The organism is Phaeodactylibacter xiamenensis (assembly GCF_965229835.1).
Lineage (GTDB): Bacteria > Bacteroidota > Bacteroidia > Chitinophagales > Saprospiraceae > Phaeodactylibacter > Phaeodactylibacter xiamenensis.
The window spans coordinates 7,702,098-7,722,656 of sequence record NZ_OZ245931.1 but is presented as its reverse complement, the minus strand read 5'-3'; the positions used below and the strand labels follow the sequence as shown (position 1 = coordinate 7,722,656).

14 protein-coding genes are annotated in these 20,559 nt (G+C 53.1%); 1 reads left to right on the top strand and 13 read right to left on the bottom strand.

Annotated elements, in window-relative coordinates; translation table 11 throughout:
* Positions 1 to 13 precede the first annotated feature (13 nt).
* The 6 genes from ACO08I_RS29470 to ACO08I_RS29445 form a co-directional block, all read right to left on the bottom strand.
* On the bottom strand, positions 14 to 3,664 hold the full coding sequence (locus ACO08I_RS29470) for an AAA family ATPase (RefSeq protein ID WP_421947993.1): 3,651 nt from the start codon (positions 3,662 to 3,664) through the stop codon (positions 14 to 16).
* A 24-nt stretch (positions 3,665 to 3,688) separates the two neighbouring features.
* A complete protein-coding gene (locus ACO08I_RS29465; protein WP_421947992.1) occupies positions 3,689 to 4,915 on the bottom strand; it encodes an exonuclease SbcCD subunit D C-terminal domain-containing protein in 1,227 nt (408 codons plus the stop codon).
* Between the two features lie 50 nt (positions 4,916 to 4,965).
* Entirely contained in the window at positions 4,966 to 6,624 is a 1,659-nt protein-coding gene (locus ACO08I_RS29460) for a S41 family peptidase (protein ID WP_421947991.1), read from the bottom strand.
* 107 nt (positions 6,625 to 6,731) lie between these two features.
* Positions 6,732 to 8,015, bottom strand: a complete 1,284-nt coding sequence (locus ACO08I_RS29455) for a porin (protein ID WP_421947990.1) — start codon at positions 8,013 to 8,015, stop codon at positions 6,732 to 6,734.
* A 187-nt stretch (positions 8,016 to 8,202) separates the two neighbouring features.
* Entirely contained in the window at positions 8,203 to 9,387 is a 1,185-nt protein-coding gene (locus ACO08I_RS29450) for a hypothetical protein (protein WP_421947989.1), read from the bottom strand.
* 472 nt (positions 9,388 to 9,859) lie between these two features.
* Positions 9,860 to 11,083 (bottom strand): exo-beta-N-acetylmuramidase NamZ family protein, encoded by a 1,224-nt coding sequence (locus ACO08I_RS29445; RefSeq protein ID WP_421947988.1) that lies wholly within the window; start codon positions 11,081 to 11,083, stop codon positions 9,860 to 9,862.
* A gap of 32 nt (positions 11,084 to 11,115) precedes the next feature.
* Here ACO08I_RS29445 and ACO08I_RS29440 point away from each other — a divergent pair, with 32 nt between their 5' ends.
* Positions 11,116 to 12,534: an exonuclease domain-containing protein gene (locus ACO08I_RS29440; protein WP_421947987.1), complete on the top strand. Its 1,419-nt coding sequence runs from the start codon at positions 11,116 to 11,118 to the stop codon at positions 12,532 to 12,534.
* Between the two features lie 91 nt (positions 12,535 to 12,625).
* On the opposite strand, the gene ACO08I_RS29435 is transcribed toward ACO08I_RS29440, so the two are convergent.
* The 7 genes from ACO08I_RS29435 to pyrF form a co-directional block, all read right to left on the bottom strand.
* Complete coding sequence (locus ACO08I_RS29435) at positions 12,626 to 14,092, bottom strand: T9SS type A sorting domain-containing protein (protein WP_421947986.1); 1,467 nt, start codon at positions 14,090 to 14,092, stop codon at positions 12,626 to 12,628.
* A gap of 127 nt (positions 14,093 to 14,219) precedes the next feature.
* On the bottom strand, positions 14,220 to 15,224 hold the full coding sequence (locus tag ACO08I_RS29430) for a succinylglutamate desuccinylase/aspartoacylase family protein (protein ID WP_421947985.1): 1,005 nt from the start codon (positions 15,222 to 15,224) through the stop codon (positions 14,220 to 14,222).
* Between the two features lie 55 nt (positions 15,225 to 15,279).
* The gene (locus tag ACO08I_RS29425) at positions 15,280 to 15,720 is read right to left on the bottom strand and encodes a hypothetical protein (protein WP_421947984.1); all 441 of its coding nucleotides are present in this window, start codon (positions 15,718 to 15,720) and stop codon (positions 15,280 to 15,282) included.
* Positions 15,721 to 15,764: 44 nt separating this feature from the next.
* Positions 15,765 to 16,838, bottom strand: a complete 1,074-nt coding sequence (locus ACO08I_RS29420) for a transposase (RefSeq protein ID WP_421947983.1) — start codon at positions 16,836 to 16,838, stop codon at positions 15,765 to 15,767.
* Positions 16,839 to 17,068: 230 nt separating this feature from the next.
* Positions 17,069 to 18,355, bottom strand: a complete 1,287-nt coding sequence (locus ACO08I_RS29415; protein ID WP_421947982.1) for a hypothetical protein — start codon at positions 18,353 to 18,355, stop codon at positions 17,069 to 17,071.
* Positions 18,356 to 18,398: 43 nt separating this feature from the next.
* Positions 18,399 to 19,736 (bottom strand): GntP family permease, encoded by a 1,338-nt coding sequence (locus ACO08I_RS29410; RefSeq protein ID WP_421947981.1) that lies wholly within the window; start codon positions 19,734 to 19,736, stop codon positions 18,399 to 18,401.
* 3 nt (positions 19,737 to 19,739) lie between these two features.
* A complete protein-coding gene (gene pyrF / locus ACO08I_RS29405) occupies positions 19,740 to 20,552 on the bottom strand; it encodes an orotidine-5'-phosphate decarboxylase (RefSeq protein WP_421947980.1) in 813 nt (270 codons plus the stop codon).
* Positions 20,553 to 20,559 lie beyond the last annotated feature (7 nt).

Here is a 20,559-nt window from a genome sequence, read left to right as displayed (position 1 = left end):
TAAACAAAAAAAATCACGATACCACCCGCACCATACTAAACCCATTCCCCTGCTTCGTCACCTGCACCTGCGTAGCGATGCGCTCTTTCAGGGCTTTGACGTGAGAAATGATACCGATAGTTTTCCCGCTCGCCTGCAGGTTTTCCAAGGTGGCTATAGCCAAATCGAGGGTATTCTCATCCAGAGTGCCGAAGCCTTCGTCAATAAAAAGGGACTGTATTTGCGTGTCCCGCCCGGCCAGTTCGCTCAGGCCAAGGGCCAGGGCCAGGCTCACCAGGAAGCTTTCCCCTCCCGAAAGCGTATTCATGGAGCGCCGGTTGTCGGCCTGATAGGTGTCTACGATGTCGAGCTCCAAGGTATCGCCTTCCCGTTTTTGGATGAGGTAGCGCCCGTGGAGCTGCTGCAAATGGATATTGGCCAGGTGGGTCAGCTTTTGCAGGGTGAGCCCCTGCGCGAACATCCGGAACTTCTTCCCATCCGCCTGCCCGATGATGTCGTTGAGGGCGGCCCAGCGTTGGTAGCCTTTGCGTTGCTGCGCCAGTTGTTCTGCCAGACCGGCGGCCTTAGCCTGTTGTGCCTGATGACGGCGCTGTTGTTCTGTGAGTGCACCCGTTCGCTGTTGCACATCTGATAAAGCTTCTCCGGCTGCTTCCAGGGCCGTTTCCAGCTCGTCGGCAGGGCGGTCCGTGAGGGCGCGGGCTTTTTCCTGCTCCAGTTCGGCTTGTGTCTCTTTCAGGCTCTGTTGAAGCTGCTGTTGTTGCTGCCGCAGGGTTTTGGCCTCCGTTTCGAGGGACTGGGCTTCCGATTCGGTTAGTAAGGCAGACTGCGCAGTAGCGGCATCTTCGAAACCTGCGGATCGGGCGGCTTTGGCCAGCTCGTCTTCAAATCCTTTAACCTTGGCAGACTGGCTGATTTGCTGTTCCTGCTTTTCCTTAAGGCTGGATTGGGTGGTGAGTACGGCCTGCTCTGCCTTGACGGCGGCGTCCTGTGCTTCGTCCCGCTGCGCTTCGGCCTGCTCCTGCTGTTCCTGTAGTGCCTGCCCCACCTTGATCGGGTCTTTGTCGCCAAATAAGGCTTCGCGTTCCTGCTGTAGTTGGGCAAGGGTTGATTCGGTTTCCTTTACGGCGGCTTCCTGTTCCTGTACGACTGCCTGCCGTTCTTCCAGCTGCTGATTGAGCTGCTCCAATTGGGCTTCCAGCACGGCGGTTTCCTTTGCTAAGGCATCGGCTTCTCCTTTTTGGGCAGCCCAGGCTTCCCGCCGCTCTTCCAGGGTTTGGAACATGGCTTTGGCGGTCTTCAGCTCGAAGGCAAAACCGTGGGGCTCCAGCAACTGATTAATGCGGGCGGTGCCTTCCTCAAATTGCCGGGCTTTTTCGGCCTGCTCCTGTTGCAATCGGTTGACTTCAGCTTCCAGCAATCGCTGATCAGCGGCGGCATCATGGTAGCGGCGTTCGGCTTTTTCCAGGTCTGCCTTTATCGCATCCAGTGATTTCAGGACCTGCCCCAGGGTTTTTCGGTCGGCCTGCCGCTGTTCCAGTTCGGCTTGTACAGCGTTTAGCTCGCCACTCAGGGACGAAGCTTTCACCCATTGGCTTTCTTTGGGTTGAAGGGCAGCGATCTGCTCTTCATGGGCCACGAGTTGCTCGTACTGCTCCTGCAATTTGCCGGCAAGGTCTTTTTTCTCATCGCCCTGCAACTGCTCGATGCGCATTTCGATCTGCTGCTGCTCGGTCAGGAGTTGCCGTTGCTGCTGCTGGGCTTTTTCCAGCTGCGCTTCTGCACGCTTCAGGTCCTCCCGTGCTTCATCCACAAAGGGCTTCACTTCTTTTTCCCGGAAGGGATGATGGGTGGACAGGCAAAGCGGGCAGACCTCGCCTTCTTCCAGGTTAGCACGGTCCTTCTCATAGTTGGCAATAGCCTGCTGCTGCTCAAAAATCCGGCTGCGGTACTGCCGGGTCTTTTGTAATTGATCGATCTGATCGAGGGTACCCAGGACTTCGGTGTTCAGAATGCGGTCGCGGGACTGCAGCTCCTCCAATTCGTTTTCCAGACGACTGTAGTTCGCCAGCAGTTTTTCGTAATCCCGGCTGAGGGTTTGTAGTTTTTCCAGGCGGGTTTGCCGCTGGGTCAGACCGGTGATTTCCTCGTGCAGGCGGTCCAGCAGGGAGCTGGTATCGGTGGTGAAAGACCTGGGCGCCAGTTGCTCCAGCCGGCTCAGTGTTTGGTCTCTTTTTTGTTTTAAATCATCGGGCTGTTGCTGCAGTGTGGACAGAGCGGCGGCGCCTGTCTTCTGCCTGTTTTCCTGTTCTTCCAGCTTTTTGCTGATGGACTGTTGTTCCTTGAAGCTGCCAGCCAGCTGTTTCCGTTGCTCGCGGATGCCCGGCAGGTCTTCGGCCAGTTTTGACCAGGGGGCGTGGGTTTCCAGCCATTGGCCAACCGATTCCGCCTTTTCTCTGGCCGTTTGCAAAGCGGTGGCTGTTTTTTGCTGTTGCTGCGTAGTTTTCTGCAGGTCCTCCCGGGCATGGGCAAGGGCTTGCTGCTGTTTTTCCAACGTCGGAAGCTGACCAGCGATGGTCAGATCCAGGGCTTTGACCTTTTCCAGCACCGGTGCCTGCTTTTGCTGTGCTGCTTTGGCCGATTTGAAGGCATTGGCAGCGGCGGTGCTGTTGTTTTTTGCTGCTTCGAGCTGTTGCTGTAAGGTCGGGAGGGCCTGTTCGTCCTTTGCAATACCTTCGTTGAGGGCCTGCAGCTGCCCGGTGGCGTCCTGCAGGCGCTGAATGGGCAATTGCAGGGGCAGGGCTTTGCGGTGGAGGGCAAGGCGCCCGGCTTTGGGCTGGAAAGCGGTAAATTGTTCTTCCAGGTTGTTAGCTTCCTGCTGCAGGCATTGTTCTTTTTGCTGCAGTTTTTCCAGTTGAAGCAGCCAGTTGAGTTGTTCCCGGAGTTGCTGCTCTTCTGCCCGGTGGGATTTGACGGTATTTTGGAGTTCTTTTAATTGCTGATCAAGCGCAGCGGCTTCTTCTTCGGAAAGCAGGTCTAGCATTTCGAGCTCCTGTTCCAGGGCTTCCAGCCTCTGCTTTTCCAGTTTGTGGCGCTCAAAGGCGGCTTTACTAAGGTCAGAATAGATAGCGGTACCGGTGATGCGCTCCAACAGTTCGCTGCGGTCGCGCTCGTCTGCTTTGAGAAAGGCGGCAAAATCGCCCTGGGACAGCAGCACGGACCGGCAAAAGCGGTCGTAGTCCAGTCCTGTGATCTCAACGATTTTTTCATTGACCTCCCGTTTTTTCTCTCCGATGATTTCGAAGACCTGCTTTTCGGCATTCCAGTGGGACAGTTCCCGGCGGGAAGCCTGCAGGGCGCCCTCCGCTTTTTCATGGGCCCGCCAGATGCTCCACTTGCTGCGGTAGCGTTCCTGACCGACTTCAAACTCTACCTCAGCCAGACTTTTTCCGGTGCCGTAGGACATGATTTCGCCTTCATCTGCCTTCCGGGGCACTTGCCCGTACAACGCCAGGGTGAGGGCATCAAGAATGGTGCTTTTGCCCGCACCCGTATCTCCGGTGATGGCAAACAGCCCACTTTCTGACAAGGGGGACTGGTCAAAACGAAGTTCCTGCTCCGTGCGCAGGGAATTGAGGTTCAGAAAGCGTATGGTATTGATTCTCATCAGTTAAAGTCCAGGGTATTAAAGCTATACTTCTTCTTGTTCGGTCATCCAGGACTGCAACTCCCGGAAAGTAGCGAGCAGTTCGTCCATTTGGTCGGGCGAGCTACCGTATTGTTCACATTTCATTTTGAAGACTTCTTCGGCTTCCAGGGTGTCGAGGTCGGGGGCATTTTGCTGGGCCAGCTCCTGCCGGTGCGGGTAACGGGCCTGTATCTTTAGAATGGATGCGCCGCCGCCGTTGGCTTCCAGGGCGTCCTGCAAAAGGGTGCTCAGCTCCGGCACCATGCGGTCCAGTTCTACACTGACCTCAATCCAGGGTTCCAGCCCTTCCCGGTCTTTTTGGACGAAGCGGGACAGGCTTTCCAGCACTTCTTCCAGATTCCCGCTGATGCCCTTTAACCGCCGGAATACCGGAACCGGCAGGCTGCGTATGTTATCCAGCGTTTTGCCAGACCATTCCAATACATAAATGGCTTTCTCATCCTTCGTTTCACTAAAGCTCAGCGGGATAAGCGAGCCCGAATACCGCACGTGGTCTAATCCACCCACCACCTGCGCCCGGTGAATATGCCCCAGTGCCACATAATCAAATAAATCCGGAAACTGCCGCGCCTCGATGTTTTCTGTATTGCCGATGTAGATATTGTCCTGCCTGCCGGAGGCACCTGCCCCGGTGGCGTAGAGGTGCCCGGTCGCGATCACCGGCACGCCCGAGGTATCGAACTGCTCCGAAAGGTAAGCCGCCACGTCATCGTAGTGTTTTTTGATACCGGCGCGGATTTGCTCCACCCGGTCGTAGCCCGTTTCCCCAGCCACACTGTAGCGCAGGTCGCGGTCGCGCAGAAAAGGGACCGCTGCGATGATCGCCTCTACCCTGCCGGCTTCGTCTTTCCAGGCCACAATTTCCTCTGCCGGATCATCGCCTGCCGCGCCCACCACATGCACATTCAGTGCCTGCAACAGCTCCCTGGGCGCATTGAGCATAGCCGGAGAATCGTGGTTGCCCCCGGTGATCACTACATGCCGGCAGTTGGTATTCAGCAGTTTGCGCAAAAACTGATAGTATAGGCTGCGGGCGTAATTGGGCGGATTGCCAATATCGAAAATATCACCGGCAACAATAAGCCCGTCGGCCTGCTCTTGTTCAATAGCCTGCAATAGCCAGTCCAGAGCCAGGCGGTGCTCTTCTTCCCGGTCGTTGTACAATAGTTTCTGGCCCAGGTGCCAGTCGGAGGTGTGGATGATTTTCATAATATTCCGGTAAGGAAGCAGTATACGTTTTTTTAGCCAATCAGCGCTACTCAACGACCGATCAAATGCATTTCCACCCAATTCAGCACCGGGTCAGCGGTATTCAGGTAGCTGTCCTTATCTGCTTCTACCCAATGATCTGGAAGAAGCACGTCTTTTGGAGCTTCCGGCGCTGGCCGCTTTTTGTACCAGACCGAAATTGAAATTTCTTCCTTGCTGTTAGGCAGGTTCACTCTGGATACAGCGGTTGCCCCTTCCGGCCGTTCACTAACCACCGTCCCAACCAGCTGCCCAATGCCATTGTCTTTTACCAGCGTAGCCAAACCGGCAGCGGCGCTACCAGTTTGAGGCCCAACCAGAAAAATAACCTGCCCGTCATACTCGGGTACGGGCGGCCGAAAGTATACCGGAGACCTGGGGTCCATGACAGGAGCAAAGAAATCAGCTTGTTCTAATCCGGCAGCGATTTCCAGACTGTCTACATTCACGAGTGTGCCATCGGCGGGCAATGATTGATTGAGTTTTTGGCAAGCACGGTCCAGCGCTTTCCACTCTTCCTGGAATTGGGACATTGATAAGGGAGAAAGGTAAATGTAGTCCTGTATGGGGCGCACAGCTGCCTGCGGGGCCAAAGCATAGAGTAAAGGACGGGCCATTTCCAGATCGCCTCCACCGTTATTGCGCAGGTCGATAACCAGAGTCCGAAGGTTTTTAGCGTTTAAATCGTTAAATACCTCCTGTAAAAAGGCATCAAAGTCCTCAGCATTGGGCCTGATCCAGCGGGTAGATTTGCCCTTTAATGCCCTCCGGTACTCCCGCCTGAGGAATAGTCGGGCGAGCGGGCGGATAGGTGCCCGGACGTAGGTCTTCAGGCCATCCATCACTACTTCCCGGTCAAACATACCATTGAATTGAAAGTACCCGTATCCTTTATCTTCGATGGCCTGATACCAGAACCCATCCTGGCGAGGTTTGGAATGGCTACGGCGGGGCTTTTGGCTTTGCAGGTTGAAAGACTTACTGGGACCGGGGGCAACCCTAAGCTGCCTGGGCCCATCCGGGCAGGAACACTCAAGGGATAGGCCCTGTGCCGTATCGACATCCATCCGGGCCAGGAGGCGGGGCCGGGAAAACAGCCAGCGCCGGTAGAGGTCGTCGCGAATGCCATATTCATGTTCCCGGGCCGTCATTTCCCCAAACGCTGCGGACAGGCTGTCCAAGCTACGGTTGCCAATTTGATCCACCCAACAGCCAATCCAGGATGCCCCATAAATGGAATCGATGCGCTCAATATACCAGCCATAGCCTTCGTTTCGGGGGGCATAATTCAGCTGATAAGGATAAAACAGAGGTTCTTTCGGGTACCAGGACTTTAGCTGCCGGGTATGGTCATTACGGAAGGTGGCCAGTAATCGCTGCAATTCCCACCGGAATTCCTGTGGGCTGCATGGCAGGGCTAACGCTTCGAGTCCAGCTTGTTCCACGGAGTCAAACGCTGCCGGCGAAAGGATAGATTCCCAATCGGGATAACTTTCACGTATCAGGCGGGCTGCGAAAAGGTAGTCTTGCTGATAAGGGCTGAGCGCCTTGTAAGCTGGTGTTTGAGTGACCGGGTGGCTGACCGGCTTGGTGCCTTTAAGCAGCACCTGTTCAAAGGAGCAGGAAGAGAGCAGGAGGCCAAATAGCAGTAATGTAAAAACCTTCTTCATCGGGGTGCGCATTATTGATACAATGAAAGTACGCAATTCTTTCCTAAGAAAATCGGCACAATCCGTGAATTGGCTCTACCGAGGCATTTCATCCTGGAAGTCAACTTCTAATTGATCTCCACCTGATACTGCAGGACCGCCATCCACAGCCGGTCGGTTTCGAAGACGCCGTTTTCCTGTGCCTGGAAAATGGGGCGGTTCTGTGCGCCCAGCGTCAGCTTGCTGTTGTGCCCGTTGAACAACAGGTTGACCACCAGCTCATAGGCCAGCATAGGGTCCGAAAGCCGGTCGTAACGGGCGTATTCCACGGAGGCATTGGGCTGCAGGCGGGCTTGAGTTGGCGTGACCCCTTTTGGCAATAAATAGCCGGTTTGCCAAAACAGCACCTGCCCGGTACCGATCATTGGGAAGGCAGCGCCGGTGCCATTGAAGCTGGCTTCGCTCAGTAATAAGCCGGTGGCAGGATTGTTGGCGCCTAGGTTGCGCAGGTAGCCGGGCCCAAAGTCATAATTGAAAAAGCCGAGGTAAGCCGTGAAGGCATCGGCGGTACCCTTAAACACGGGCCACTCCACGTACAGGTCTGCGGCAAAGTGGAACATATCATGGTAATCGGGGCTCAACGCGCTGCCCGTCCACATCGCGCGGGGCTGCCAGGCAAAGCCTGCGCCCAGGTTGAAGATTTTCTTTTTGCCCAGGTAAGTACCGGCTCCAAAGGGCCCGTTTCCCTCATGGTCAGCAAACTGATGCTTGAGGTAGAAGGACCAGCGCAGGCGTGGGCGGGTATTGGCCCAGTCAGCGTAGGCACCGGGGTCGCCACTATCGTACTTTATCGGATTGTTCATGACGGCGCGGTAATCCCAGTTGCCAGCCTGCCCCTTCACCCAAATGCCCAGGTTGCGCCCCAGGTGATCGGTCTGGTTGACAGAGTAAAGGGAAAACAGGGGCGCATCCAGCCCCAGCATGGAGCGGCTGCTGCGCAAATTCAGGCGGCTCAGCCCGTGGTAGCCGGATTTCCCAAAACCAACGGCCAGGGCCCGGTGAAAGGCATACTCTGCGTAAAGATCCAACACCCCGATTTGGAAGTCTGCATTGTTGCGGTAGTTGAGGTTGTTATTGCCAAAACCAGCGTAAACGAAAAGCTCGGGGGTCAGCTGCCCGCAGAAGTTCATCCGCAGGCGGCGGATGGATACATCGAAGTACTCACTGGTGGGCTCGCCGTAGATAACGGTACCGGGGTTCATCTGCGTATACCGCCCCCAGAGCTGGGCACGAAAACTGGCTTTGAGGTAAGTCTGCCCGGTAGTATCCAGGTTGTACCGCAGTACGCCCTGCCCTTGCAGCACGCTACACCCCATCATCAACACCACCACAATTTGCAGGAACCGTTTCATATCGTCATGCTTTTGCCCGCAAGGAACAAAAGGCAGCACACTTCCGCAGTGACTTATCTCAGGGGGAGGGGTGATTTAGTGTTAAAATTACACTATGTGAACCTAAATTAGCATCCTGGAGTAAAAATTCTTTTTCAAGCGCTCTGCCCCAGCTTGACCTACAGAGCAAACCTCCTCACCCCTAGCCCTAATCCACAAATAATATGCGCCCGCTCGTGGTACGCTGAAACGGCTGTTGATCCAACTCCCTGAAGCAGTCAAGCCTTGCGCGCCAGAAATAAATGCCCGCAGCCAAAGAAAGCTTTGTCTGGCTCAGGCTTTCCTGATCGCCTGACCAGACTTTCTGCCCGGCGGCATTGAAGAGTTCAAGCGTGTAATTTTCCACATTACGGGAAGGTAAAGGACGCAATTCGGCAGGCAGCCGGCTGGGAGAAGGAAAGGTAATATCACAGAAACACCCATCGGTTTCAACGGTAAAGGATTGCTGGAGGATATCACATCCATAGTAATGATTGAGCGTATACCTTCCTGGCCTCCGGGTTTGCAGCACAGGTTCTGTACCTTCCCCAACCCAGTAATAACCATCTGCATCAGGCAACCCTTCGAGCATTGCACTGCCACTATCGCAAATCACAGTATCTTTTGGAGGCAATTGTGTGACAGAGCTGCCTGTTTCTCCGCATCGTTCCAACACGACCTGATCTACGTAATAGTAAGCCCAGGGCAAAGCATTCTCAACCCCTGTTTCCTCAAAAGTGGTACGTGCCTGATCGTATAGATTACCAATAAGCAGGTATTCTTCGCCACCCTCAGCCAGGTACTGCCCCCGGATTTCCATCCATCCGGAAGTATCCGAAAGGACACGACCTTCAAGGTTTTTTACCGAATAATGGTACCTGCTCAAGCTGTCCTGTTCAGGCCGGTTGTGCAACAGCATAGCCCCAAAATCATCAGTCCGGAACTTTGACCGCTCCAAGAGACTAACCTGAAAACTTAGGGTATAAACCTCTCCCGGCTCCAATGGCGCTGTCAACTGCACTGCAAGAAACTCCCGGGAATGCAAAGGATAAACAATAATGCCTGCATATCCATCTCCGATATAAGGCTCCTGAAATCCACGATGATTAGCCGGCACACTGGCAACAGCGGCATAAGACCGATGAAAAAACTCTGTCGTAAACAGCAATATGAACCAGTCTACAGAACGATTGACCCCTGTTGGCCTGAATTCCGGATCATCAATTACCAGCTCAAAGGACGGATTCGGCACCAGGTTTTGAGCGGATATATGCTGAATCATTAGAGCGTGAGCCAAAAGGCAAACACCTACACGGAGGAAAAAAGAAATCACACTCAAAATTTTGATGGACATAGTTGGCAAGAGAGGTTTTTTCATAGCTTAAACAATGTACCACGTAAGATGCAAAAAAAAAAACAGAAGCTCCTAACTTTTAACACTTAAGGGGAAGAAAACTGAAAGGTAGGATGAGCTATCCGTTTGCCGGTTACACGGTTTTGCCAGGAAATCTGCCGGATACCGGTAAACTACCCGCGAGGTAAGCTCCGCGACAGGAGTACTGGCTGCTGGGGTAGAGCTTAAGCCTGGTCCTTCCCAGGCGCTCTGCTCCAGCTTTCCCAGGTAGAACCTGCCAGATCCCGGTAAAACCGGGACACGAAAGGAGGGCTTTGCTGCTTGGGTAGAGCTTAAACCCGGAAATTGCCAAGCGCTCTGCTCCAGCTTCTGCCATGGAAACCTGCCGGATACCGGTAAAGACCGGGATACGACAAGAGCACCGAGCTGAAGTGAGGGCGCGAAGGGAATGCGCACCCTAACAAGCTGGGGCTCAGGGATACAGCAAATACCCCTCCCGCATCTCCCGGTAAGCCGTCAGCCCTTCTGCCCAGGAGGCCCGGATTTCCTCCGCCGATTGACCGGCGATGATGGCCTTACGCAAGGCATCTGTGCCCGCCAGCTTGTCGATAAAGAGGGTCTCCAGAAAGAAGTTCGCCTTGTCCGGGTAGGCTTGGTAGAAATCAACGAGGTAGTCAAGGTTCAGGTAGCCTTGCTGTCGAATGTGCTCAGGTGCAGTGGTGGCCAGGGAAAAGCCGCGGCAGCGCTTGCCTTCCAGTTTGGGATATTTGGCGCCCGGCATGGGCTCCGGCGTGAAGTAGTAATCCCCAATGGTGGCGTCGGGATGGCCATAGACCTGGAATTGGGTGTTCGTCCCCCGCCCTACGCTGACCACCGTGCCTTCAAAAAAACAGAGCGACGGATAAAGGTAAATGGAGCGGTTGTTGGGCAGGTTCGGGCTGGGCTTTACCGGCAATTCGTAGGGTGTGGAATGGGTGTAGTTCAGGCAGGGCACCACTTCCAGTTCACATTTGATGCCACCTTTTAGCCAGCCTTCGCCATTGACCATTTTGGCATATTCCGCAACCGTCATGCCATGTACAATCGGCACCCGGTGCATGCCTACAAAGGACTTGAAATCCGGGTCAAGGATTGGCCCGTCCACGTAATGCCCGTTAGGATTGGGGCGGTCGAGGACGAGGACTTTGATGCCTTGTTCCGCACAAGCCTCCATGACGTAATGCAGGGTGGAAATGTAGGTGTAAAAGCGCACACCCACGTCCTGAATATCGAAAACCACAACATCCAGGCCTTGCAGTTGGGAAGGTTTCGGCTTTTTATTGTCGCCGTAGAGGGAAATGATAGGCAGCCCGGTTTGTTTGTCTTTGCCATCCGTCACCGTCTCTCCGGCATCAGCTATGCCCCGGAAGCCATGTTCCGGTGCGAAAATTTGTCGGACGTTGACGCCCTGAGCCAGGAGCGTATCCACCAGATGCGTGCGGCCCACCATCGAGGTAGGGTTGACGACCAGCCCCACGCCTTTGGCTTTCTGCAAGTCCGGCAAATAGGCGTCCATACGCGCTGCACCAAGAACGAGCGTGCTATCGATGTCCACAGCCGATGGTATATCAACCGGCTGCACCGCCTTTTCTGACACACTTTTTGCACAATTTAGTGGCAAAAAGCCCAGCATTACAAACAAAATTTTTAACTTCACAACATATTGTTTTTACTGACGGAGATTAAACTATGCAACCCAAGCGTTACGCGATTGTCGACCTGGAGACTACCGGAGGCCGGGCTTCCCGCCACAAGATCATTGAAGTGGGCATTGTCCTTCACGATGGGCAGCAAGTCCTCGACACCTACAGTTCTTTGGTCAACCCCGAGTGCTACGTCCCCTACGGCATCACACAACTAACGGGCATTACGCAGGAAATGGTGCAAGACGCGCCCAAATTCTACGAAGTAGCCCGAAAGATAGTGGAAATGACGGAAGGCGCCATTTTCGTAGCCCATAATGTGCGCTTTGACTACAGCTTCCTGAGGGAGGAGTTCAAACGGCTGGGCTATACCTATTCCCGGAGGAACCTGTGCACGGTCCGCCTGAGCCGCAAAGCTTTCCCGGGGCTGCCATCCTACAGCCTGGGCAACCTCATCAAATGGATGGGCTGGAAAGCCGATGCCCGCCACCGCGCACTGGATGACGCCCTGGCTACAGCAGAGCTGCTGCGCCGTATCCTGGCAGAAGAAGACAATCAAAAGCAAGTCGTTGACATGGTCAACCTGGGCATCAAAGAATCCCTGCTGCCCAAGTCCTTCGATATGGAAAAGATGCATGCCCTGCCTGAGGAATGCGGGGTGTACTACCTGCACAACGCTCAGGGAGAAGTGGTTTACGTAGGCAAGAGTATTAACATCAAAAAACGCATTGCCGAGCACTTCGCCGACAAAACAGAGAAAGCGGGGAAGCTGCAACGGCATGTGCACGATATCACCTACGAAATTACCGGCAGCGAGCTGGTGGCCCTTTTGCTGGAAAGCCACGAGATCAAACGTCTCCATCCGCCCATCAACCGGGCACAGCGGGTGCGGCGCTTCCCTTATCTGGTGCATACCTTTACAGATGAGGCCGGATACATTTGCTATGAGGCCACACAGGCAAATGCTGCCCGCCGGAAAACCCTGCAGGTCATTTCGGAGTATCCCAAATTTGCCCACGCCCGCAACCACCTCAACCGCGTCCGGGAAGCCTTTGAGCTTTGTGCCCGGCTTTGCAAACTACAGCCCGGCAACAGCGGTCCCTGCTTCCACTACCACATCAAACAGTGCCACGGTGCCTGTGCTGAACAGGAATCAGTGGAAGACTACAATGAGCGGGCCCTGGCAGCCAGGGAAGTCCTTTCCACGGTATTCGAAGAAGACTTTTTCCTGCTGGATGAAGGCAGGGAGCCCGGAGAATTGGCAGTCATTCTGGTTGAAAATGGCAATTACCAAGGCTTTGGGTACCTCGATGAGGAAGGGCTGAATGGCAGCATGGATAACCTCCGGGACGCCATTACACCCTACGCCGGCAATCCGGAAACCACGCGCCTCATACAGCGCTACCTGAACAAAAAGCCACACCTGAAGCGCATTCCGGTGCAGACGGAAGCAGTGGAGTGGTAGAGGGTTAGAACAACAGCCAGCGCATCAGGAGGTAGCCCCCGGCTAAAATGGCCCCAATCAGGAGCCGCTCCACCCACAATCGCCGCCGTGTTTACTGAACAACAAATTTAATGGTCCCCCTTCCTTTCCCATTATCCAATTCCATGAGGTAATTCCCCTTAGGCAGAGATTCGACATCGACAGGGAAGACTTGCTGACCAATGGTTGCCATCTCTTTCTGCTGCCTGAGCAGGACGCCGTTTATGTTGTATACGCTTATCGTGACTTCGCTGATTTCTGCTGAATCGTAGCTTAAGAAAAGCATAGGCGAAGTGGAAGGGTTGGGAAATACAGTGAACGAAAGCGTAGTTTCTGTTTTCGAATATTCCATTGAAGAAGACTCAACTCCCTCATTGATGTACAGTTTCGAGATAAAATTACCCGGGCCACTTTGTCCAGTGATGAGTACATCCAGATTGCCGTCACCATTTACATCTGCAAAGGCACTTGAGCCGGAAGAGGCGTCATCGAATGGCACATTTGGTAATTCAGAAAAATTGCCCGCCCCATCATTGACATACAATTTTGATATTGCAACTTCTGCACTGACACTTCCTGTGAGGAGTACATCCAGGTCATCATCATTGTCTACATCCGCAAAGGCAGTTGAACTTCCTGATATAGGTTCGAAGGAAGCACCCTGCATTTCGGTGAAATTGCCTTCGCCGTCATTAATATATAATTTCGAGATTCTCGAATCTGAGTCATCTCGCCCGGTAAGCAGCAGATCTTGATCATTATCGCCGTCTACATCCGCAAAGGCAATTGAGCCCGCATCAATACTCTCTAAAGTAGTCTCTAGCATCTCGGTGTAATTACCCGCTCCATCGTTTACATAGAGTTTCGATATTTTAACCTCCGAACTGTTTTGCCCGGTAACTAGTAAATCTTGGTCATCGTCACTATCTATATCTGCAAAGGCAACCGAACTCAAAAAAACGCCCTCTAAGAACAGATCTGCTTTTTCGGTAAAAGTACCCGCACCATCGTTAAGGTATAGCTTAGAAACCAGTAGTGGTCCGGGAGGAAGCCTTAATCCTGAAATCAGTACATCTAAATCATTGTCATTGTCTACGTCCGCAAAGGCGATCGATCCGAACGCAACTCCATCGAAAGTTGTGCCCATCACTTCCGTAAAATTACCTATCCCATCATTAGTGTAGAGTTTAGAGATATGACCGGATGAACTGCTTAGCCCTGTAATAAGTACATCCTGGTCATTATCGCTATCTATATCTGCAAAGGCAACCGAACTTCCATATACGGGTTCGAAGGGGTTGGCTTGTACTTCAGTGAATTTACCTAAACCATCATTTGTATACAGTTTTGATACACGGTTAGTCGAGATATCTCCTCCTGTAATCAATACATCCTGGTCATTATCACCGTCTATATCCGCGAAGGCAACCGAACTCAAAAATACAGCTTCAAATGGTGGAGTGGGCGTTGCCTCTACAAAGGTTTGTGCGGAGAGCGTTTGCGATAGCATAAGAAACGAGAGTAGCCATTTAAACTTCATTGGAATTGGTTTTTGACAATTAATAAACAGGTTCCGTTATCAGCCCTGCTGCCAATGCCATACCTACCTGCGAGACACCGCCAGCAGTTGCTTACTATATACCTATCACACCAATTACTATTTGCTCCTAAGTTACCAATTCCTGCACAGTAATGCAAGGTATCTTTTTCGTATTAATGCCTAAATGCAGAATCCTGCTGCCGGATTGGTTGATGGGATTGACGCTCTTCCCAATGACAACCCCGTCTTCAGGGCAAAAGTACTCCTTGACTGTTTTTCCAAAAATGGTCTTTACGGCGGCAATTTTATCGCCCTTCTTTAATTGCTGCCCGAGCTGCGGGAAGACATTGAGAATCCCCCCTTCATCAGTGTACAGCCAATAGGAGGAGTCGCATAGGGTAATTTCATCTGCCGGGCAAAGGATTTCACCGGGCAGCATCTTCAGGTCGTAGAGTATGTTTCTGACGCCTACCAGGCTGTCGTTGATCACATCCCGCTGAAACAAATGAGGATCTCGCAACTCTATAGTGATGGTCTTGATGCCATGGATCGCGGCCCGCCCCCTTAGCGTTATGCCGATTGGAGTGTGGTTGAGAATGATCTCGGGGTTCTGCAGCCTTGCCATCCTTGAGCTCATTTCATCAGACATATCAGCTCGGATATAATAGGTGTTCACACGCCCGAAACTTGCGGTATGCAAATCGATCAGGTAGTCAAATTTCTTGACGATCCTTTCAAAAAGCCGGTAGACATACAGCTCGCTTTGGGTACCATCGCGCTTGCCCGGGCTGATCCGGTTGAGGTCGACACCATCGTTGAAAGCCCTTTGCTCCAGCAGCAGCCCGGGGACATTTGCGACGAGTACGCCCACTATAGTCCCCCTGAGTTCATCCAGATTTAAGTCGTTGATGAGCTTCTGGATGACCGGGATGCCGTTCAGCTCATTGCCGTGCAGGGCGGCATTCAGCCCAAGCACCGGACCGTCTTCCTTGCCCCGGGCAATAATGATGGGTATCCGGACCGGCTCACCAATCCCATTGTTGATGATGTGTAACCACGCTTCGCTGATCTGCCCCTTTGGGAAGCTTTCAATATTTAGCTCTTTGATCCGATAAGAATGCTGTCCTTCCATTGCCCTGTTGTTTTTTATTCATGACAACCAACGGTACAATATACGAAAGCCCTGTTCATCGTTGCCTAAATTCCAGCCGGTCTCCATCGTCATTAAACCGGATCGTGTTTTGGTCAATAGAAATGAAATACCAATCGTCATCGAGCTCGTCAAAGTTTCCGACATTAGGAAAGTCCATGTACAATTCCACCCTCCCGTCATCACGAAAAACATTATATGTCCCTGTAACAGTATCACTATCACCCACTGCCGCTACATTGCCGTTTGAACTGAAGTTAAAAACATAGGACTCAAAATAATCGGTCTCATCATCTCCATCATCTGTCAAAAGGGTAATGATTAAACCTGCATCATGCATCAAGAAAGAAGTAACAGCGCCAGCATCATTTGTTGATGGACTAACGTCGCTGCCATCATTCTGACTACATCCGATAAACACCAATGAGCAAGCCAGCATGAAAGCAAAACATAAGAAAGCATTACAATTATTTTTCATAGCATTACTTTAATTTTTAAATTTCATTGCCGTACACTTTTAGTTTACGGGAAGTTCTTTGAAAATTGGAAAGAAAGATTCATAGCATGCCTGACATAAAATCGGACAGCTCTCAGTCCAATCTGAAACACGGACAAGCTGTCGATTCGGTCTTTACGGCAGAATTTGCCCAACTGAGCTGAGGTTCGGGCATCAAACTCGAACAAGATACAGATGATGAAAGCCAGGCTAGCCACGATCAAGAGATTGAACAAGGTTTGAGGCTCTTCAATCCTGGTTTTATGAATGTGGAATCCGCGAGATTTGATATCGCCGAAAAAGGTTTCAATGTGATACCTCTTTCGGTAATATGTTTCGGCTTGTGGGCCATATTCCAAGCTGGTCAACAGATACAAAGGTCGGTCATATCGGGTCCGGTCATGCCAGAACAAGACATTGACTGGCCCAAACCCTTGCTTAGCCACATACATTTGGGGCAGGAACAAGCTTTTTTGACCGATACTTGCGGCCAAATGGCCAAAAGCCGAAGCATGCTCCATGTTCGGATGATCGGCTACCAAAGTATCCTTCGCCGTTTTTAGCACGTACTCCCAACCGTGAGCCAAACAAGACTGTTGCAACTCGCAGCCGTCGAATTCGGCATCTCCCAGCAGGAAAATCCGGCAATCCTGTTCCAGGATACTGTCCATAAGCATCGCCACTTGACCGATAATGGCCACGTGCATGTGTTCCGGGAAATGGCCTTTGGGAGCTTTACGAACTACCCAACAAATGGGAATGGCTCGCCTGCGCCAGATTACACTGACCATCAGCGCCATGCAGTCTTTGCCCACACAGGAGCCATCGATGGCCAGAACTAACTCTCCAGCCTTGCTCAGAGAGTGGAGAATCGGAAGAAGGTAGGGTATAAAGTGTACCGTGACATCGGTCCACTTATTTTGCAACCAACGCTTGGCCTTCTTGACCCGACTTTCCAGGTCTGTAGGGTCTTCCATATGGCGGCCCAACTCTGATAAAGATGCCCGGCCACCTTTGATTAAGGCACCTAATAAACCAGATAAGACAGTTAATCGACGCAAGGCGTTGCCTTGTGGAACCTCAGATTGATGCTTTATCAACCATTTTTTAGATCTTTGCAGAACGACATTTTGAAAGGGTTTTCTGTAAAGATTTTAAAATCTCAGAAAACCCTTATTTTTTCTGTCTCTCTTTCCAAACTTTCAATGAACTTTTTGCCGAGCTAAAAGTGTACGGCAATGAATTTTAAATAATACCCTATTGACACCTTACCTTAATTTTGGTTCTGCCGTCAGCATTTTTTTATTCAAAAAAACGCTACGCTCCCCTGTCATCGCAATGCCCGCTGCATCCGCTTTATCCGCCCGGGATAAAGCACCAGCTGAATGAAGTTGAACTCCAGCTGCCGGAAGGAGACTCCACCCTCAGGTCCTATATTTTGAGTTGGCGTATACCGCAAATTGGTGCGCAGGATAAAGCCCTGCAGCTGATTGGGGCGGATATCCCAGCCGAAGGTCACGCCCGGCACCCATTGTACTTCGCTGCCCTCGTAAGGCGTAGACCGCTGCACCGTTTCCTCCATGCTGAGCCACTCGCGGCTGAGGTGGGGGCCAATAAACGGTACGAAGCCATGGTAATCAAAGAGGAATTTATAGGCTTCGAGGGTTAAGGCCCGGCGTTGCAGGACCTGAGCAGTGCCGTAAGCCGAACGCTCCGACCGGTTCGCCCGGAAAGCCAGGTTCAGGTGGGCATCCCAGGGATAGTGGTAGTAGCCCAGCCCAAATTCCGGGAAGATCGCCGCACCGCTATGGCGGCCTATCGCCGGGTACAGTTTATCATTGCGCGGTGAGCGGCCTAGTATGAAGGCAGATGAAGGGCCCACGGCTACCGACCAGCCGCTGAGGGCTCGCTTTTCTTCCAGGCGCTCCACAGTTGCAGCCGTCTGACCGCTCTTCCAGCTTTTCTCCGCACTGAGGGTCGTCTCTATCTGCCAGTTGCAGCCCAGCCAGAAGTAGGTGGAGGGGAGCTCAATCTCTACCGCATCATTCGGGCTGACGTAGTAGTCCGTTTGGTTATTCAAAAACTGACCCGCGCCCAATTCAAACAACAGCTGCTTGCGCTGCCAGGTCAGCCCCAACTGTACCGGAAACCGCGTCTGATGCGCAAATGCCCCCGAGCCCCGGTTGCTGTTCTGTTGCCAGTCGCTTATTGCAAAGGCGGCACCGGCGAAAGGCCGGAGTTTCTTTTCCTCAATGCGCCAGGGGTATACCCGCAGCCCGGTTTCCACGCCGGGGTTGAAGGTGTAATCTCCACCGAAAGGCACACTGCTGTCCAGCACATTCGCAACGGGTATGGAAATATAGAAATTGGCATGCCCCCAAAAGTGCGTCCCTGCGATATTGATACGTGGGACAAGGGCTGCAGTGGGCGTAAAATCCGACAAGCTGCCGTCTCCATCCAGCGCGAAAGTCTGACCGGAAGCCGGCAAGTACATCGCATCCGCCCCAATCAGCAACTGAGCAAAGCGGTGGCGGGTCTTCCCGCCCGAAACATAAGGCTGAGCCAAAGACGGCAAACACAACCACCCGGCAAACAGGTAAAGCAGTAAGTAGCGCATACATCAGGTTTTATCTCCGAAAGATAGGAAACCTTCCTAATAATTATACCAAAATCAAATAAAGCAACAACACCCCCGCCAAGACCGTAACGCCCTGCGCGGCGGTGATCAGCGTAAAACTCCGGTACGCCTCCCGCATTTCCATGCCGCTAAACTGCGTGACCACCCAAAAGTAACTGTCGTTGGCATGAGAGACCGTCATCGCGCCACCGCCAATGGCCAATACCATGAGCGACAGTTCCACCGGGCTCTCCATCCCGAGTTGCAAGGCCACCGGCGCCAGCAGAGAGGAGGTAATCACCAGCGCATTGGTAGAGGAGCCCTGCGCCGTTTTCAAAAACGCCGCAATCAGAAAAGCGACCACCAGCACACCTGCTCCGGCATAACCGCCACTGCCCAGGCTGCCTTCCACCAGCTCCGCTACCGGTGTGGCTTTCAGAACGCCCCCAAAAGCACCACCCGCACCCGTTATAATGAGAATAGGGCCTGCCAGTTTGATGCCCTCTCCTATCCAGCCACTGAGGTGCGCGCTGTCCCATTTGGGCATTAGCCACAGGGCTGCCACCGTACCCAGCATGAGGGCAATGAGCGGGTGGCTGAGAAACAACATTACGGACGTGCCTGGCCCATCGTACCCGAGCAGTTTGAGGACGGAACCCGCTGCGATGAGCATAATCGGGAGCAGTATGGGCAAAACGGAGCGCCCCAAAGAAGGCAATGTATCCGTCTCCGGCGCTTCTGCTACCAGCTCCGGCAGTTCCAGCCGCTGCCCCAGCCGCTTAGCCAGGAATACCGCGACCAGCATCGTGGGCAGGGCCACCAGCAGCCCAAGCAGCATAATCGTGCCGAGATAATCCGCAGCGCCGAGGTTGCCGGCGGCGGCGATTGGGCCAGGAGTAGGCGGCACCAGGGTGTGGGTAGTGTAGAGCCCCGCAGAGAGGGAAAGCGCCAGCACGCCTTTTTTAACGCCCGACTGCCGGGCTACTGCATCATTCAGCCCGGACAGGATGATGAACCCGCTGTCGCAAAAAACCGGAATGCTGGTTATCGCTCCAATTGCCGACATCGTCAGGGCGGGGCGCCCCTGCCCTACGCCACTGAGCAACGCAATCGCCAGCCGGTGGGCAGCCCCCGATTTCTCCAGAATATAACCTATGATACTCCCGAATACCACGATAAGCCCGATATACCCCATCAGCCCGCCGAAGCCTTCGTTAATGGCAATAATCAGGCCGGAGAGTGGCATGCCTGCAACCAGCCCCAAAAACAAGGTAGCGCTCAAAAGGCTGAGCAGGGGATGCACGCCCAACCGGGCAGACAGCACAATAATCAGTACAATGGCTGCAATAATCGCCAGCAGCAATGGGATTCCGGTGAGCATAAGCTATAGGTTTTGAAGCAATGCAGCCATAGAGGTTTGCAGAGCTTGAGCGGCACTCCTTGCTTTTTCTGCAAAGTCCTCCCCCTCCCCGGCAAAAATGATGCCCCGGGAAGAATTGACCAGCAGCCCCACATCCGCATTGGCACCGTGGCGGGTCAGGGCTTCAAGATCGCCGCCCTGTGCGCCAACACCAGGCACCAGCAGAAAGTGCTCCGGAGCAATTTCCCGGATTTCCTTAAACTTCTCCGGGTGGGTGGCCCCAACGACGTACATCAGATTTCCGGGCGTGCCCCATTCCTGCGCCTTTCGCATGACCTTCTCATACAAAGGCTGGCCGTTTTCCTGCCGGTCGAATTGGAAATCCTGACTCCCCTTATTGGAGGTCAGCGCTAAAAGGATCACCCATTTGCCTTCAAACTCCAGAAACGGTTTTACAGAATCCACGCCCATGTAAGGGGCTACCGTAACCGCATCAAAGCCCATCTCCCCGAAAAATGCCTGTGCATAAAGGCGGGAGGTATTGCCAATATCGCCCCGCTTGGCATCGGCTATCGTGAAGTGCTCATCGGGGATGTATTCCAGGGTCTTGCGGAGGCTTTCCCACCCTTTGCTGCCAAGTGCCTCGTAAAAAGCCAGGTTGGGCTTGTAAGCCACACACAAATCTTTGGTCGCGTCAATAATGGCTTTGTTGAATTCAAAAACCGGGTCATCTTTGTCCAGCAAGTGGCGGGGCAATCGGTCAATGTCGGCATCGAGGCCTACGCACAGGTAGGATTGCTTTTGCCGGATTTGGGCGCTGAGTTCAGCTCGGGTCATATTCTTT

Coding starts and splice junctions, on each gene's coding strand:
- ACO08I_RS29465 (WP_421947992.1), bottom strand. CDS start 4,915: ATGAAAATCATCCACACCTCCGACTGGCACCTGGGCCAGAAACTATTG.
- pyrF (WP_421947980.1), bottom strand. CDS start 20,552: ATGACCCGAGCTGAACTCAGCGCCCAAATCCGGCAAAAGCAATCCTAC.
- ACO08I_RS29460 (WP_421947991.1), bottom strand. CDS start 6,624: ATGAAGAAGGTTTTTACATTACTGCTATTTGGCCTCCTGCTCTCTTCC.
- ACO08I_RS29410 (WP_421947981.1), bottom strand. CDS start 19,736: ATGCTCACCGGAATCCCATTGCTGCTGGCGATTATTGCAGCCATTGTA.
- ACO08I_RS29430 (WP_421947985.1), bottom strand. CDS start 15,224: ATGGAAGGACAGCATTCTTATCGGATCAAAGAGCTAAATATTGAAAGC.
- ACO08I_RS29435 (WP_421947986.1), bottom strand. CDS start 14,092: ATGAAGTTTAAATGGCTACTCTCGTTTCTTATGCTATCGCAAACGCTC.
- ACO08I_RS29455 (WP_421947990.1), bottom strand. CDS start 8,015: ATGAAACGGTTCCTGCAAATTGTGGTGGTGTTGATGATGGGGTGTAGC.
- ACO08I_RS29415 (WP_421947982.1), bottom strand. CDS start 18,355: ATGCGCTACTTACTGCTTTACCTGTTTGCCGGGTGGTTGTGTTTGCCG.
- ACO08I_RS29450 (WP_421947989.1), bottom strand. CDS start 9,387: ATGTCCATCAAAATTTTGAGTGTGATTTCTTTTTTCCTCCGTGTAGGT.
- ACO08I_RS29470 (WP_421947993.1), bottom strand. CDS start 3,664: ATGAGAATCAATACCATACGCTTTCTGAACCTCAATTCCCTGCGCACG.
- ACO08I_RS29425 (WP_421947984.1), bottom strand. CDS start 15,720: ATGAAAAATAATTGTAATGCTTTCTTATGTTTTGCTTTCATGCTGGCT.
- ACO08I_RS29440 (WP_421947987.1), top strand. CDS start 11,116: ATGCAACCCAAGCGTTACGCGATTGTCGACCTGGAGACTACCGGAGGC.